The organism is Bacillus sp. 1021 (assembly GCF_014534735.1).
Taxonomy (GTDB): Bacteria; Bacillota; Bacilli; order Bacillales; family Bacillaceae; genus Bacillus; species Bacillus siamensis.
This window is the reverse complement of record NZ_JACVSR010000002.1, coordinates 676,487-691,266: the sequence shown is the minus strand read 5'-3', so window position 1 is coordinate 691,266 and position 14,780 is coordinate 676,487. Positions and strand designations below refer to the sequence as shown.

The following is a 14,780-nucleotide window of genomic DNA, read 5'->3' as shown; positions in this document are numbered from 1 at the left end:
CCTCTCTTTTTCACTTAATATTGCTCCTTTGAATAATCCGCGCCGAGCCACTTTTCACTCAGCTTTTTGAGCGTGCCGTCATCAATGATTTCCTTGAGCGCTTTATCAATGTCATCACTCAGCGTTTGCTCATTTTTGTTAAACATAAAGAACACTTTGGCATTTGACAGCGCCCCGCCGACCGTTTTTTCTTTGACCGCGCTCGTTTTGTTTTGGAAATCGACAGCAAACGGCGTGGAAATCGTCGCATCGGCGCGGCCGGATTTCAGCTGATTAGCCGCATCGTTTGAACCTTGGCCCGCATAGGCGATTTCAAACGGACTGCCGTGTTTTTCATTCCATTTCTTCAGCACAAGCGCGCCGTTTGACGTCGGACTCGTAATGACCCGCTTTCCTTTCAAGTCATCAATGCCGTGAATGTTCCCGTTCTCTTGGAGCACCGTGATTTTCAGCGGGAAGTTGTTATACGCGACTTGATTGAACAGAAATTTTTTCTCCCGTTCGGCGCTTTTCTCCATTTGATGAGCCACGATATCGACTTTATGCTGGCCGAGGCTGACAAGCAAATTGGAGAAATCCATCGTTTTAAAAGTGAAACGATAGTCCGGCAGGCGCCTGTCAAGCTCTTTCACCAGCTCAACATCATAGCCCGTCAATTTTCCTTTATCATCAATAAAGCAAATATTCGGAAATTGAGTTCCCGTGCCGACCGTGATGTTCTTCACATTTTTCTGATTGCCTGATGCCGCCTCCCCGCCCGCGCCGCAGGCTGATAACGCCGCCATTGCGGCAATTGTTAATGACATGACCGCCAGTTTTATTTTCATGTGATCGCCCCGTTTTCTGCTTCAATTATTTCGTGAAACTAGATTTTGAATAATCCGCGCCGAGCCATTTTTCACTCAGCCTTTTCAATGTACCGTCCTTCTCAAGCTTTTGAATCGCCCGATCCGTATCGTCCGCCAGGGTTTGGCTGTTTTTATTGAACATAAAATACACTTCTGTATCCAGCAGCACATCACCGACCGTCTTTTGTTTGAACGCGTGTGTCTTATTTTGAAAATCGACGGCAAACGGCGTAGATACGGTGGCGTCAGCGCGTCCTGTCTCAATTTGGTTCGCTGTATCATTGCTGCCCTGCCCGGCGTATTTCAAATGTATCGGGCTGCCGTGGGCTTTGTTGTATGCCGTCATATAATCCGCCGCGTTTGACGTCGCGCCGACGATGACGGTTTTTCCTTTTAAATCCCGGAGCGTGTGTATCGCGTCATTATCCGCCTTCACCGTGATGTACATCGGCGAGTAGTTATACGGGATTTTGTGATACAAAAAGCGTTTCTCCCGTTCCTTGTTTTTCGCCATATTGTGTGCGATCACGTCAATTTTCCGGTTTCCGAGACTTGTGAGCAGATTCGAAAAATCCATCGTCTTAAAGACAAATTTGTATTGCGGCAGCTGTTTATCAATGGCTTTCATCACTTCAATGTCATAGCCGGTCAGTTCGCCTTTTTCATCCATAAAAGCAATGTTCGGAAAATCAGTTCCCGTGCCGACCATGACGGTCTGCACGCCGTTCCCCGCTTTCGTGCTTTCTCCTTGTCCGCACCCGGCCAGCGCGCCGAGCAGCAGAAGCAGACAGCCGGCTCTGATCCGCTTTTTCATCATTGCGCCCAGCTCGGTGTGCCTAATAGCGACGCGTCAAACCGCTCCGGTATGAGCACCTTTCTCATCATGACTCCGATGTCTCCGTCTTTCTCCTGCTCAAAATACACTTCATAGCCCCTCCGTCTGTACATATCCAATAGCCAGGGATGCTTGCGCGCCGAGGTGCCGAGCGTGATGGCCGGGGCCTTCAGCGTATCCCGCAGCACGTGTTCCTCCACATAAGTCAAAAGTTTGCTGCCGATGCCCTGCCCCTTCAGCTCAGGAAGCGTCGCAAACCACCAGACAAACGGATATTTTGACGGAGGCGTGTCACTCTCCCACGGAAAACGGATCGTAATGGTTGAAAGAAGCCGTCCGTCCCGTTCCAGCACGACGGCTGAATGATTTTCAATATTTTCTGTTACCATGTCAAGGTCGGCCCGCGCCGACGGCCAGTCAATCTCCAAATTGCGGATCGGCTGAAACGCGCTGTACAGCAGTTCTAAAAACTCGGGCGCATCCTTTTTCTCAGCCAATCGAAATATGTCTTCACTCATTCCGTTCACTCTCCCCCGCAAATATATATAATTCCAATTTGTTTACTAAGCTTTAATTGTTTATACTATAAAGCAAACTGATTTATTTGACTAATCAAAAAAAATAAAGGAAAAGTTCAAGAAAATTAATGAACAGCCGGGAGGGGATTTCGTTGGAATTACGCACCATTAAAACGTTTCATACCATCGTACAGTCAGGCAGCTTTTATAAGGCCGCCGAAATTCTGAACTATTCACAGCCGACGATTTCAATGCGGATTAAACAGCTGGAGCAGGATGTAGGCGCGCAGCTTTTTGAACGGGGAAAGAAGCTGAAACTGACAAGAGCGGGACGGCTGTTTCATGAGCGGGCCGGGCAGCTTCTTGCGCAATACGAGGTGCTTGACCATACTCTGGCCGATATCAGACAGGGCCAGGCCGGCCTTATTCAGATCGGCATATCCGAACCGACGGCAAGCCTGATCTTTCCTGCCGTGCTGCGGGAGTTTTTAGATGATTATCCGGACATGTCGGTCAATGTCAGCGTGGATGATGCCAATACATGCAGCCGCAAACTGCTGGAGGGCGCCATTGATTTTGCGATATGCGGCGAGCCGGAGCTGATTTTGGAAAATTACTTCGATCCGTTTTTCCATGACTCGCTCAATGTCATCGTGTCCGACAGACATCCCCTTGCAGCCAAAACAAGTATCAATCTCGAAGACTTAGAAAATGAATGCCTGATTTTCACGCCCGCCAACTGCCCGATCCGGATTCAAATTGAACAGCACCTGCAGCGGGCCATCGGCAGCCGCTATCGAAAAATGGAGCTGACCAGCAGCATGGCTCACCAATATTATGTCAGGGAAAATATCGGCGTCTCGATCTTTACGGCGACGGCGCACTCAGAGCCGATCGGAGGCACGAAGGTCATTCCGATCCGTAACTTAACGATTTCACCGCCGGTCGGGCTGTTGACAAACCAAAAAGAAGAGCATTTTGACTCCGCCACAAAAGATTTAATCAGCAGGATCATCAGCCGGTTTCAGCATGATCCGCATTAAAAAACCCCCGCCACTTTGCGGGGGTTTTTGTATATTCATCTTATATAATGCTCCGCACTAAGCCGCCGTCGATCCGCAAAGCAGATCCGTTAATGGCTGACGACAGCGGGCTGCTTAAAAAGGCGACAAAATGGGCGATCTCCTCCGGACGGATCAATCGCTGAATGATCGACGTCGGACGATTTTCCTTCATAAATCGTCTCTCCGCTTCAGCCACTGTCAGGTTTTCACCCGGATAAAGCGACTCCAGCATCGTTTCGACGCCCTCTGTTTTCGTGGAGCCCGGCATGACCGTATTCACCGTCACATTCGTCCCTTCCGTGAGCTCGGCCAGACTGCGTGACAGCGACAGCTGCGTCGTTTTCGTGGCGCTGTAATGGGCCATTTCCTGAGAAGGCATGACGGCCGCTTCACTCGCGATAAAAATCACCCGCCCTTCCTTCCGTTCAATCATCCGCTTTGCATACCGGCGTGTCAGCCGCACGCCGCTCATGATATTCACCTCGAAAAACCGGAGCCACTCCTCGTCAGGAATATCAAAGTATTCCGCAGGTTCAAAGATTCCTAAATTGTTCACGAGAATATCCACATCAGGGTACTGCTGAAAAATCGAGCCGCATCCTTCCGCCGTGCCTAAATCAAATGCGGCCGGATAGAGCCGGGCACCCGGCGTCTGTTTCTCTAGTTCCCGGATCGTTTCGTTCACCTTTTCTTCACGGCGGCCGTTAATGATCACCGCCGCGCCTTCTGCAATCAGCGAAGCCGCAATCGCCTTCCCGATGCCTGACGTAGATCCCGTCACAAGCGCCGTCTTCCCTTTCAACTGCAAATCCATCGTCCATTCCTCCTATCACAAGTCTCTTCTTATATATGGTCAGAAATCGAAAACCTGAAACCTTCCGTCCCTATTATCGGATAGAAAAATGGATGAGGGGAAGTACGCACTTTTTAGTGCCTGTCGTTTGACCCGGCTGACGGCTGCTCGATTTGAATGAAAAATTCACCATCTAACTCTTCTTGAGCCTCTTGAAACAGCTCCAAGACATCATCAGCATCCGAACCCAATGCCTTCTGACTGATCTCAAAATTCTTCCACACCAAAGTCAGCGGATATTCGATCCATCCTGTCAGGCAATCCCATAAGGCATTCAGATTTTCACCATAATAGTCCGGGAAATCTAATTGATCTTTTAAGATTCGGTGTAAAGCTTCTGTGCTTGTAATATCTTTTCCGTCTATGATGACAACTATCATTCAAATGGACTCCTTTATTTTTCGGATTATATTTAGCAGGATACACCTTGACCCATTACCTTCGACCCGTTATTATAACTCACCTCACACTTGTTAAGGAGAAATTAATATTCTAGTTATTTACTGTATTATTTATTATTGGTAGAATTTAATTGAATCTTATGAGGAGGGTTATAGATGAAAAAATCTTTTGTTTTTCTATTATCGCTAGTGCTTTTATTTAGCATTTTTCCTATTAGCACTTTAGCCACCGTGAAAACGTCAGAAGATGACACGATAACTGTACCTGGAAAAGATGTAAAAAACACTGCAGTATTAGTTGATGCTATCAATGAATTAGATGAAAAATTGGATATGAAAAATCTATCATCTAATTCTCCAGAAGATATAAGTCAACTGAGTTTAGCAGCAAAAACCCTGTATGATACTATTGTAAATTATGAAAATCAAACATCTGCTTCTTTGACAGGCAATGACGCTTTGATCATATTCAAAGAGTATGTTGACGAATTAAATAGAAGTGAAGTTATTAAACCTGTTGAACATATTGTAACAACAATGGGAGTTATAAACTATAAAGAATATAAAATTAGCAACTCACAAATAAAACAATTGAGTGCTGCTGTTGGAATTAATAGTGGATTTTGGGGTACAGCTACAGCTATAGCTAAAATTTTTGCTAAAAGCCCAACTGCACTTACATTAATGTTAGGTGCGGTACCGCTTTAGGTATGGGTACTATAAATGCCTGCAATTCTAAAGGAAAAGGCATTATTATTACAAAAATGGGTTCAGGAGCAACGAATACATACAGTTGTAGATCCCAATAAAAAAGTGTGAGCTTTCGCTCACACTTTTTTATTTTTTATTTTTCTGATACATTTTGATATAAATTCACTAACAAAAAAAACTATTAAGCCTGATATTAATAACAAAAGTGAATTTATCTTTAAACCCTTGTTAAAAAAATCAAGGATACTATTTATCAATAAAAAACCCGACCAATAGATGAATGAAGAATAGAAAGCTATATTAGTGCTCTTTTCATCCGTATTTCTACTAGTTTTAAAAAACAATTATCTGCCCTCCCTATTCGCTAATCTTTTCAATCCTTACTATAAATTTTTTCCACGCTCATCAAAAATACTTATTGGTAGTTAAGTGCTTAATCTTTCGTTTAGGTTGGTACATTGAGCCTTCTTCATCTTACTCATGTCGTCACCTCCCATAAAACAATGATAACATGAATTAATTCTAGTTTATATTGTATGTAATTCCCGAAATAGCTAATACTCTTCACTAACTTCAAGTATAAACCGAAACATTTAAACAATTTCATTTAAAATCTAAACAGAAGACCATGTACGAGCCTGAAGAAAATACTCCGCAATTCGATCCCTATCTTTCATTTCATTCTGAAAACAATTAAAACAAAGAGCACAGTAATTCTGTTGGCTTTATCTCTATTCTTTACTGTATTTTCTGGACAACTTAATATTTGTCAAAATATGAAAAAACAGATAATACAAAATGATAAGATAAAGCAAGCACAGAAAAATCATCTTTTAGATTATCCTTTAAAGTAGTGAATGAGTAGTAAGGGAAATTAAAATATACCGGCAGGAAATTAGATATGAAGAGGTATGGCATTAACACGAAAGCCATCTTCCTTTCAGCACAAAGGGAGAAAACGAAGAATTTTAAAAAGTGTTGCCAAAATGTTACCGCAGTGCCATCGAAAGCTTTGGAAGCCTTGATAACACTGCGGTTTCGGCATTATGTATGGAGACGGTGGGAGTCGAACCCACGTCCAGAAACATCGATTACTTAAGCGTCTACGAGCGTAGCCTGCATATTTCGTGTTTCACTCGTCTTCGTGCCTGCGGGCGGGCCTTCCGAGAGCTAGTCTGTCAGTCTCTTCTTACGTTCTCAGACGGGAACGTAAGCGTAGCCTACTTGGATGTGCTCTTCACGGACACATAGGCAATGTCAGGAAGAGCTCGCTGCGTTTATTAGGCAGCTAGTGCTAAGTTTTGGTTAAAACTTTTAGTTTTGCCAGTTATATTTAGGTGCGTGTTAACGAGATCGCCTCTCGGCTCGCAGCTCAAGCTCGATCCATCCCTGTCGAATCCGTAACGTCCCCTTGTTAAGGGTATACGGGAGATCTATCAAGCTCTTGCTCAACTGGCTGTACTGTTATTATATCATGATCACAGACAAATTCAATTGGGAATGTCTTCAATAAACAGCCTGTGAATCTGATGTGTGAACAGTATAGCATAGGGCAGTCATCACATCAAGGCTCAGGCATCAGAAGCCTTTTTGTCTGTCTCTGAACGCTCTTTCGATTTCTCTTTTGGCGTCTTTTCGTTTTAAATCTTCGCGTTTATCGTATGTTTTCTTCCCTTTTCCGAGGCCGATTAACACTTTGGCGAAGCCGTTTTTCAAGTACAGCTTCAGCGGCACGAGGGAATAGCCTTTCTCTTTCGTCAGGCCGATCAGCTTATTGATTTCTTTCCTGTGCATCAAAAGCTTTCTCGTCCGGAGCGGGTCGTGGTTATAGCGGTTTCCCTGCTCGTACGGGCTGATGTGCATGTTGTGGAGGAACACTTCTCCGCGCTCGATTTTCGCAAAGGAATCCTTCATGTTTACGCGGCCGGCGCGGATGGACTTAATCTCCGTCCCCTGCAGCACGATGCCTGTTTCATAGGTTTCTTCTATAAAGTAATCATGGTTTGCTTTTTTGTTTTGTGATAGCACTTTGCCTGATCCTTTTGGCATGCCTTATCCTCCTCTCTCCGCAAAAACCGTTCATGTGTGCGATACGCTTTATTTTAGCAAATGGAGCGTTCCGCGACAATGAAAATGCGGCTTGCGAAAGAAAGCAAACAGAGCATTTTGCCCCATTTGCTTTTCGCATTTACTTCTTCTTTTTGCGTTTTTGTTTCGGCGCGTTTTGGAAACCGCGTTTTTTCTTTTTCTTCTTCGGTTTTGTAAACCATTCCCCTTTTTCCTCCGATTTCGGCGGTGAAGCCGGGGTATTGCTGTTTAACACGCGTTTCCGCGCCGGTCTGCCTCGTTTTCTGCGGTCGCCTGTTGTTTCTCTCGGACGGCGGGTGCCTTTCATGCCGACAATTTCAAAGTCGATGTTTCTCTCATCTTTATTGACGTCGACGACTTTGACCGTGATTTCGTCTCCGATCCGGTAAACGTTGCCCGTGCGTTCGCCGATCATGGCGAAATGCTGTTCGTCAAAACGGTAATAATCATCCGTCATAAAGCTGACGTGCACAAGCCCTTCAATCGTATTCGGCAGCTCGACGAACATTCCGAAGTTCGTGACGGAACTGATCATGCCGTCAAATTCCTCGCCGATTTTATCAAGCATATATTCCGCTTTTTTCAGATCGTCCGTTTCCCGCTCTGCATCAACGGCGCGCCGTTCCATCGTTGACGTATGGTCAGCGATTTCCGGCAGGCGTTCGGCCCACTTTTCCTGAGTCGCTTCGTCCGATTGTCCGTTGATCAAATACGTTCTGATCAGCCTGTGAACGATTAAGTCAGGATAACGGCGGATCGGCGATGTGAAGTGCGTATAAAATTCAGTCGCCAGCCCGAAATGGCCCAAGCTTTGCGGATCGTATTTCGCCTGCTTCATGGAACGGAGCATGACGGTTGAAATCACCGTTTCTTCCGGACGGTCCCGCACTTCGTCAAGAATGCTTTGCAGCGCGCGCGGATGAATGTCTCCGGCTTTCCCTTTGACGATATAACCGAATGTGGTGACGAACTCCAGGAACTTTTGCAGTTTTTCGGCGTTCGGTTCTTCGTGAATCCGGTAAATAAACGGCACGTTCATCCAATGGAAGTGCTCGGCCACCGTTTCGTTTGCCACAAGCATGAATTCTTCAATCAGCTTTTCCGCTACTGAGCGCTCTCTGATGACGACGTCTTTTACGGCGCCTTCCTCATCGACGAGCACCTTCGCCTCTTTGAAATCAAAATCCACGGCGCCGCGGTCCATCCGTTTCGCCCGGAGAATTTCCGCCAGACGCTCCATGTCTTTGAACATCGGGACGAGCGGCTCATACCTTTCTTTCAGCTCGGCGTCGTCTTCTGTGAGAATCCGGTTGACATCTGAATAGGTCATTCTTTCCGTCGTTTTAATGACGCTTTGGAAGATCTCGTGCTCTGTCACCTGTCCCTGCTGGTTGATTGTCATTTCGCAGGAAAGCGTCAGGCGGTCGACCTTCGGATTTAAAGAACAGATTCCGTTAGACAGTCTGTGCGGGATCATCGGAATGACCCGGTCAACCAGATACACGCTTGTCCCTCTTTCCAGCGCTTCTTTGTCAATCGGGGAATTCTCCGTGACGTAATGGCTGACATCGGCAATATGGACGCCGAGCTTGTAGCTGCCGTTATCAAGCTTTGTTACAGTGACGGCGTCATCCAGATCCTTCGCATCCGCGCCGTCAATGGTGACAATGACCTGATCGCGGAGATCACGGCGGTTTTTGATGTCTTTTTCATCGATGGTATCGGGCGTGCTTGTTGCCTGCTCCATCGCTTCAGCCGGAAAATCTCCCGGCAGGCCGTGCTTATGGATGATGGATAAAATATCGATGCCCGGATCATTTTTATGGCCGAGTATTTCAACGATTTCTCCTTCGGCGTTCATTCTGCCTTCAGGGTAGCTTGTCAGTTTGACGACGACTTTATGGCCTTCCGCAGCGCCGTTATTGGCATGTTTCGGAATAAAAATATCACTCGTGATTTTCTTATCATCCGGGATGACAAAGCCGAAGCTTTTCGTTTCTGTGTATGTGCCCACGACGCGGTCGATGCTTCTTTCCAAGATGCGGATGACCGTGCCTTCCTGTCTCGATCCGCTTGACTGGGAATTGAGCCGCACCATGACGATATCGCCGTTCATAGCTGTATTCAGCTCATTCGGCGGAATAAACACATCGCTTAAAGAGGTATCCTCCGGCAATAGGAACGCGAATCCCTTTGCATGCGCGGAAATTTTTCCTTTTACTAAATTCATTTTTTCCGGAAGCCCGTAGCGGTTGCTTCTGGTGCGGACGATCTGTCCGGTCTCCTCGAGCGCCACCAGCGCTTTAACCAGTTCTTTAAATTCTTCGGCTTCCGTGATGTTCAGCATCTCCTCAAGTTCCTGAACGGTAAGGGGCTTGTACGCCTCTTCCTTCATAAACGCGAGAAGACGGTCCATAAACGCTTCTTTTTCCATTATCCGACCTCCTGTTTGTTACCAATCGAGTTTCTCTAAAAATTCGTACACATCCTGATGAACGAGGTCCCGTTCTTTGTCCAGCGTAATGACATGTCCTGACTCTTCATACCATTTCAGCTGTTTGTCGTCCGTTTCCACCTCGTTGTAAATGATGTCTGCACTGTCTGTGTTAATCATATGGTCATGCCGTGCCTGAACCACAAATGTCGGGGAATAGATCATGTCGACGTTTTTGCGCACATCGGCAATCAGCTCCTGAAGCGATTTGAGCGTATTCATCGGCGTTTTTTCAAACTCCTTCATTTCCTTTTCAATCTGCTCCGGCTGTTTTCCTTCGAATTTTTTATAATTGCGCGCGTAGGAGAGAACTCCTTCGTACATAACCTCTTCACTTTTAATGTGCATCGGAGCACACATAGGAACAATTCCCTTTATGGGTACAGTGTAACCCAATTTCAATGAAAAAACCCCGCCAAGCGACAGTCCGCAGGCCGCAATGTTTTCATAGCCTTCAGATTGTAAATATTCATACCCGTCCATGACGTCTTTCCACCAATCTTCCGGCCCCGTATGTACCAGCTCTTCCGGCGGAACGCCGTGCCCTTTATATTGAGGCGCGTGACAAGTGTAGCCGCGCTCATTTAAGTAGCGGCCGAGCATTCTGACGTCTGCCGTATTTCCCGTAAACCCGTGCAGCAGAAGCACCGCCTTGTCTCCGCCTTTAAATGTAAATGGTTTTGGTGTCACAATTTTCATGCTCATAACCCCTTTTTTGCACATTCAATTTAGTTTTCCACAGTTTTGCGAGAAACAAACGCCGTCTCTCAACAAGAAAAAGGCCTGATATTAAATCAGACCTTATACAAACATTGCCTTATACGATATACGCCAGCGAAATCGTCAACACGAAAAACAAGACTGCCAGCACAACGGTTGTGCGGTGAAGAATCAGATCAAGGCCCCTTGCTTTCTGTTTTCCGAAAAGCTGCTCCGCCCCGCCTGAAATCGCACCCGATAAACCGGCGCTTTTGCTGGATTGAAGCAATACGACAATAATAAGTGCAATACTGACGATAACCAATAAGGTAATCAATAAAGTGTGCATCCCATACACCTCCAGACTGACTGGCCTACATTGCTTCTATTTTACATGAAAAGCAAAGGCATGTCACGCCGTATCGGTGCATATCATGTCAGAAAAACGGAAATGCAATTTGAATCTTTCATCACTGTTGACTTTTGTCAACAAAATCGTAGTAAAAAAGATCTTCAAACTTCATGTCAAAGTAATAGAGCATCTTTCCGATGACCAGCTGGCCCGGCCTCCGCTCTCCATTCAGTACACGGCTCAGTGTGGCGGGAGATATTCCGATCTCCAGGGCGAGCTGGTTTAACGAGTAGTCATTATTGACCATATACTGCAGCACATAATCTCTTCTGATCTGTATCTTTTCGACCACTTTCTTCACCTTCCGTTCTGTCAAATACTTTCTTTCTTATACATAAGATACGGCTTTTGTTAACTTTTGTCAATACTTTTCCAGCCTGACTATTCCCTTTAGTCAATAAACATACTAGAATATAAATAGACCGCGGGAGGGGGAGAGACTGTGGAAAGCTTCGGGAAACAATTACGGACATTGCGGGAAAAACGGCATCTGACAGTGAACCAGCTGGCAACGTATTCAGGCGTCAGCGCCGCGGGAATCTCGCGGATTGAAAACGGCAAACGCGGGGTGCCGAAACCTGCAACCATTAAAAAGCTCGCAGATGCGTTAAAAATCCCGTATGAGGAATTGATGCAGACGGCGGGATACATAGAGACCGTTCAGGAAACGAGAGCCTCATACGACACAGGCTGCACCTTGCTGGAAAAAGCCGAAACGTATGAGCTGGATGATTTATCACTTTTGGAGCGGGAGAACTGGCGGCACCTGTCGAAAGAAGACTTGGTTCTGCTTGATAAATACTTTGCGTTCTTGTCAGCGGAAGCCAAAAAAAGAAAAAATGAAGACTCATGACTTTGCACATGTGAGGCGATCTTATTGAATACATTCGGAAAGCAATTAAGAGAGCTGCGCCGCGCCCGGAAGCTTACCGTCAATCAGCTTGCCGTCTATTCCGGCGTCAGCTCGGCGACCATTTCCAGAATTGAAAACGGGCACCGCGGCATTCCTAAACCGGCGACCATCAAGAAATTGGCGGACACATTAAAAATTCCGTACGAAGAGTTAATGGCGCGGGCCGGACACATCAAGGCATTTCAGGAGGAAATCCGCGAAACATCCGAAAGCTATCAATCCATCCGCGCCATCTATCAGACCGCCGTTGACAGAGGCGCGGAGCATCTGCCGCTGTTTGACAGCAAAAAGTGGCAGCACTTCACAAAGGAAGACATTGAAAGCGTCAGCAAATACTTTGATTTTATCGCCGCTGAAGCGAAAAAGCGCTCCCCGGATTCCTCATCCTCTTTTTGATCCTCTCCTCAACTTAACAAGCGCCAGACGTACGTTCCCTCCGATTTTGCGGTATAATAGCGGAAGACGAGGTGAAAAAGCATGAACCAATCAGAAATGTGCCCCAGATTCGAAAAAGCGGTCGACATCCTAAGTAAACGCTGGGTGGCTCTAATCGTCTTTCAGTTATTGAACGGACAGCAGCGATTTAGCGAAATTGAAGCGGCGCTTCCGAATTTAAGCGGAAGAGTCTTGTCAGAACGTCTGAAAGAACTTGAAACAGAAGGTGTCATCAAACGGGATGTTATCCCCGAAACGCCTGTCCGTATTGAGTATTCTTTAACGAAAAAAGGCTGCGCATTAGCCCCTATTTTAGAGGAAATTTCCAAGTGGTCTTCAACATGGATTGATCCTTCCTGATAAACGCTTTTCCGCATAAGCGGCTGATCTCTCAAACGGACAGCCGTTTTCATTTTGCCTTTCTTAAACAGGAAAACAAGCCCTCATGCGTGCAGGGCTTGTTTTTGTCTGATGCCTTCCAGCGGAATTCGGATTTCCGCACGGGCTCCGCCAGACTCTTGATTTTCAAGTATTAATTCGCCGTGGTGAAGATGCACGACATGATGGGCGAATGTAAGCCCCATGCCGTGATGCCCCGCCGAATGTCTGCTTTTATCCTCCGTGTAAAAAAGCTGTGTCGCCCTTTTCAGCGCTTCCTGCGAGAACCCGCTTCCGCTGTCAGATACGGCAATACTGAGTGCGGTATCGGTGCATAGGACGTCCACACGGATTTCTCCTCTTTCCGGCGTATAGTCGACGGCATTCGCCGCGATATTCATGACCGCCCTGCGAAGCAGTTCTTGATCAATCGGCGCTTCTTTTCGGTCAATGCCCCGCTCTCTGAGGACGAGATCAATCTGTTTCGGCCCCGCAAGCGCCGCTGCGTCACGATATATGTTTTGAGCCCACTCTTTGAGATCGGTATATTCCAGATGAACGGCAACTGCCCCCTCCGCTTTAGAAAGCTGAATCAGCTGCCCGACATATTGCTCGATTTTGTTTCCGGCATCAAGGATATACTGCGTGTATTCCGTCTGTTCCTCATCAGGTTCTGTTAACTGAAGCAGCTCGGCATTTCCTTTAATGATCGTTGCCGGAATTTTAATATCATGCGCAAGCGCGCCGATCTGTTCCTTCTTTATCCGCTCCGCCTCCCATTGCGCAGCCAGAGATGCCTGAAGCGCGTCTTTCATTTTCAGCAGAGAGTCAATGACATCGTCAAATTCCTTTATGCGCGGCCTTTTTGGATTGATATTTAAATTCTGTTTTTTAATGCTTGCCGTAATGGAGCTGAGTGTGCTGAAATGCCGTCTCAGCTGATTGGCGAATCGCGTCGTCACGATAAACACAGTTAAAAGAAGCAAAGTGATCAGAACCGCAAGACCCGTCCATTCATAATTCGGCAGATAGCGCCTTAGCAGCGGCGACTGAAATTCCGACCTGAGTGAATATTGGAGAACGCCATATTCATTTTTCCGATCAACCACCATGAATCCTTTTTGAGCATAATTAAAATACGGCTGATGCTGGATCTTTTTTCTGGCGCTGGCCGCGTCTTTTTCCGTCATCGTCCCTTTCGTCATCCGCTTTGTTTTTTTATCAAAAACGGCGTATGTCATACCATCGGGGATCATGTCTTCTGTTATCTTTTCCGCCGATTTCAGGCGGGGCTTGATCTGTTCCGCCTCATGCTCGCTGTAATTTGCCGGCAGGATCGCTCCGGCATTCAGGGCAATGGCATTTAAGGCGACGCATAATGCAGCCACCCCCATCGTGCTCAGACACAGCGTGATGGTGAATTTGACAAGCTCTTTGCGGATGCTGGATTTTCCTTTTGCTATTCCCATTTGTACCCGACACCCCACACCGTTTTGATCGGATCAGCCCCGTGTTCTTTACATTTTTTCCGAATGGTTCTGATAAACTCTGTAATGGTTGAATAGAGCGCATCGCCATCTAAGCCGTACACTTCCTCGTAAATCTGCTCCCGTGAGAATGTTCTGTTTTTATGTTGTGCCAGAAATTCTACGATTTTATATTCGTTTTTCGTAAGAGGCAGTTTACGGTCATCAAACCATACTTCTTTATTATCAAAATCAAACATGAAGCCTGATATCAGACGTTTTGTCTGACGCTTTTCCCGCTGTTCCCTTCTGACATGCGCGTTTACCCTTGCCATCAATTCCTGTACGCCGAACGGCTTTGTGATGTAATCATCAGCGCCTGTCATGAGGCCTTTCACAATGGATTCTTCGTCAGATTTTGCCGTTAAAAACAGAATCGGGCTGTCCACCAGCGGCCGAATCCTCCGGCAGAGTTCAATTCCGTCGGTTCCGGGCATCATGACATCAAGAAGAATCAAATCATAGCCTTGAAAAAAATCCAATGACTGATCTTCCGCTTTTTCCAGAATCGTTACTGTATGCTGATCACGCTGTAAAATGTTTCTGATCAGAACGAGAATATCTTTTTCATCATCTACCGCTAAAATGTTTGCCACCGGCCGAAT

General features: G+C 46.3%; 17 protein-coding genes and 1 other RNA gene. 5 read left to right on the top strand and 13 right to left on the bottom strand.

Annotation, left to right across the window (positions count from 1 at the left end; translation table 11 throughout):
• Positions 1–14 precede the first annotated feature (14 nt).
• From ICW23_RS10155 to ICW23_RS10145, 3 genes are read right to left on the bottom strand one after another with little or no spacing between them, the layout of a single operon-like run.
• Positions 15–827: an amino acid ABC transporter substrate-binding protein gene (locus tag ICW23_RS10155; protein WP_188154449.1), complete on the bottom strand. Its 813-nt coding sequence runs from the start codon at positions 825–827 to the stop codon at positions 15–17.
• A gap of 25 nt (positions 828–852) precedes the next feature.
• Positions 853–1,665: an amino acid ABC transporter substrate-binding protein gene (locus ICW23_RS10150; RefSeq protein ID WP_395941061.1), complete on the bottom strand. Its 813-nt coding sequence runs from the start codon at positions 1,663–1,665 to the stop codon at positions 853–855.
• A complete protein-coding gene (locus ICW23_RS10145) occupies positions 1,662–2,201 on the bottom strand; it encodes a GNAT family N-acetyltransferase (protein ID WP_045925952.1) in 540 nt (179 codons plus the stop codon). The genes ICW23_RS10150 and ICW23_RS10145 overlap by 4 nt, the downstream gene beginning before the upstream one ends.
• A gap of 152 nt (positions 2,202–2,353) precedes the next feature.
• Here ICW23_RS10145 and ICW23_RS10140 point away from each other — a divergent pair, with 152 nt between their 5' ends.
• Positions 2,354–3,244 (top strand): LysR family transcriptional regulator, encoded by an 891-nt coding sequence (locus ICW23_RS10140; RefSeq protein WP_188154447.1) that lies wholly within the window; start codon positions 2,354–2,356, stop codon positions 3,242–3,244.
• Positions 3,245–3,284: 40 nt separating this feature from the next.
• On the opposite strand, the gene ICW23_RS10135 is transcribed toward ICW23_RS10140, so the two are convergent.
• Positions 3,285–4,079: an SDR family NAD(P)-dependent oxidoreductase gene (locus tag ICW23_RS10135; protein ID WP_188154446.1), complete on the bottom strand. Its 795-nt coding sequence runs from the start codon at positions 4,077–4,079 to the stop codon at positions 3,285–3,287.
• 113 nt (positions 4,080–4,192) lie between these two features.
• Positions 4,193–4,498: a barstar family protein gene (locus tag ICW23_RS10130; RefSeq protein ID WP_016937916.1), complete on the bottom strand. Its 306-nt coding sequence runs from the start codon at positions 4,496–4,498 to the stop codon at positions 4,193–4,195.
• Positions 4,499–4,675: 177 nt separating this feature from the next.
• Between ICW23_RS10130 and ICW23_RS10125 the strand changes: the two genes are divergently transcribed.
• Complete coding sequence (locus ICW23_RS10125; protein ID WP_223152288.1) at positions 4,676–5,227, top strand: hypothetical protein; 552 nt, start codon at positions 4,676–4,678, stop codon at positions 5,225–5,227.
• 1,051 nt (positions 5,228–6,278) lie between these two features.
• Here the strand turns inward: ICW23_RS10125 and ssrA are convergent.
• The 6 genes from ssrA to ICW23_RS10095 form a co-directional block, all read right to left on the bottom strand.
• Positions 6,279–6,641: a transfer-messenger RNA gene (ssrA, locus tag ICW23_RS10120) on the bottom strand.
• A gap of 167 nt (positions 6,642–6,808) precedes the next feature.
• Entirely contained in the window at positions 6,809–7,279 is a 471-nt protein-coding gene (smpB, locus tag ICW23_RS10115; RefSeq protein ID WP_003151688.1) for an SsrA-binding protein, read from the bottom strand.
• A gap of 139 nt (positions 7,280–7,418) precedes the next feature.
• Positions 7,419–9,752, bottom strand: a complete 2,334-nt coding sequence (gene rnr, locus ICW23_RS10110) for a ribonuclease R (protein WP_047477172.1) — start codon at positions 9,750–9,752, stop codon at positions 7,419–7,421.
• A gap of 18 nt (positions 9,753–9,770) precedes the next feature.
• Positions 9,771–10,511, bottom strand: coding sequence for an alpha/beta hydrolase (locus ICW23_RS10105; protein WP_016937913.1), 741 nt, complete (start codon positions 10,509–10,511; stop codon positions 9,771–9,773).
• Positions 10,512–10,629: 118 nt separating this feature from the next.
• Positions 10,630–10,860 carry a preprotein translocase subunit SecG gene (gene secG, locus ICW23_RS10100; RefSeq protein WP_013353627.1) on the bottom strand — a complete coding sequence of 77 codons (231 nt, stop codon included), beginning with the start codon at positions 10,858–10,860 and terminating at the stop codon, positions 10,630–10,632.
• A gap of 121 nt (positions 10,861–10,981) precedes the next feature.
• On the bottom strand, positions 10,982–11,170 hold the full coding sequence (locus ICW23_RS10095) for a helix-turn-helix domain-containing protein (RefSeq protein ID WP_101605598.1): 189 nt from the start codon (positions 11,168–11,170) through the stop codon (positions 10,982–10,984).
• 195 nt (positions 11,171–11,365) lie between these two features.
• Here ICW23_RS10095 and rghR point away from each other — a divergent pair, with 195 nt between their 5' ends.
• The 3 genes from rghR (at position 11,366) to catR (ending at position 12,631) form a co-directional block, all read left to right on the top strand.
• A complete protein-coding gene (gene rghR / locus ICW23_RS10090) occupies positions 11,366–11,776 on the top strand; it encodes a transcriptional repressor RghR (protein WP_045925948.1) in 411 nt (136 codons plus the stop codon).
• Between the two features lie 24 nt (positions 11,777–11,800).
• Positions 11,801–12,232, top strand: coding sequence for a helix-turn-helix domain-containing protein (locus ICW23_RS10085; protein ID WP_016937910.1), 432 nt, complete (start codon positions 11,801–11,803; stop codon positions 12,230–12,232).
• A gap of 81 nt (positions 12,233–12,313) precedes the next feature.
• Entirely contained in the window at positions 12,314–12,631 is a 318-nt protein-coding gene (gene catR / locus ICW23_RS10080) for a catDE operon transcriptional regulator CatR (RefSeq protein WP_016937909.1), read from the top strand.
• Between the two features lie 83 nt (positions 12,632–12,714).
• On the opposite strand, the gene ICW23_RS10075 is transcribed toward catR, so the two are convergent.
• Both ICW23_RS10075 and ICW23_RS10070 read right to left on the bottom strand, forming a co-directional pair.
• The gene (locus tag ICW23_RS10075) at positions 12,715–14,118 is read right to left on the bottom strand and encodes a sensor histidine kinase (protein ID WP_188154445.1); all 1,404 of its coding nucleotides are present in this window, start codon (positions 14,116–14,118) and stop codon (positions 12,715–12,717) included.
• A complete protein-coding gene (locus ICW23_RS10070) occupies positions 14,109–14,771 on the bottom strand; it encodes a response regulator transcription factor (protein WP_016937907.1) in 663 nt (220 codons plus the stop codon). The genes ICW23_RS10075 and ICW23_RS10070 overlap by 10 nt, the downstream gene beginning before the upstream one ends.
• Between the last annotated feature and the right edge of the window lie 9 nt (positions 14,772–14,780).

Bases quoted from the DNA above. Each gene is read 5' to 3' on its own strand.
- ICW23_RS10095 (WP_101605598.1), bottom strand. From the start codon at position 11,170: ATGGTCAATAATGACTACTCGTTAAACCAGCTCGCCCTGGAGATCGGA.
- ICW23_RS10145 (WP_045925952.1), bottom strand. From the start codon at position 2,201: ATGAGTGAAGACATATTTCGATTGGCTGAGAAAAAGGATGCGCCCGAG.
- smpB (WP_003151688.1), bottom strand. From the start codon at position 7,279: ATGCCAAAAGGATCAGGCAAAGTGCTATCACAAAACAAAAAAGCAAAC.
- ICW23_RS10075 (WP_188154445.1), bottom strand. From the start codon at position 14,118: ATGGGAATAGCAAAAGGAAAATCCAGCATCCGCAAAGAGCTTGTCAAA.
- ICW23_RS10150 (WP_395941061.1), bottom strand. From the start codon at position 1,665: ATGATGAAAAAGCGGATCAGAGCCGGCTGTCTGCTTCTGCTGCTCGGC.
- ICW23_RS10135 (WP_188154446.1), bottom strand. From the start codon at position 4,079: ATGGATTTGCAGTTGAAAGGGAAGACGGCGCTTGTGACGGGATCTACG.
- ICW23_RS10130 (WP_016937916.1), bottom strand. From the start codon at position 4,498: ATGATAGTTGTCATCATAGACGGAAAAGATATTACAAGCACAGAAGCT.
- ICW23_RS10155 (WP_188154449.1), bottom strand. From the start codon at position 827: ATGAAAATAAAACTGGCGGTCATGTCATTAACAATTGCCGCAATGGCG.
- ICW23_RS10125 (WP_223152288.1), top strand. From the start codon at position 4,676: ATGAAAAAATCTTTTGTTTTTCTATTATCGCTAGTGCTTTTATTTAGC.
- catR (WP_016937909.1), top strand. From the start codon at position 12,314: ATGAACCAATCAGAAATGTGCCCCAGATTCGAAAAAGCGGTCGACATC.
- rnr (WP_047477172.1), bottom strand. From the start codon at position 9,752: ATGGAAAAAGAAGCGTTTATGGACCGTCTTCTCGCGTTTATGAAGGAA.
- ICW23_RS10105 (WP_016937913.1), bottom strand. From the start codon at position 10,511: ATGAAAATTGTGACACCAAAACCATTTACATTTAAAGGCGGAGACAAG.
- secG (WP_013353627.1), bottom strand. From the start codon at position 10,860: ATGCACACTTTATTGATTACCTTATTGGTTATCGTCAGTATTGCACTT.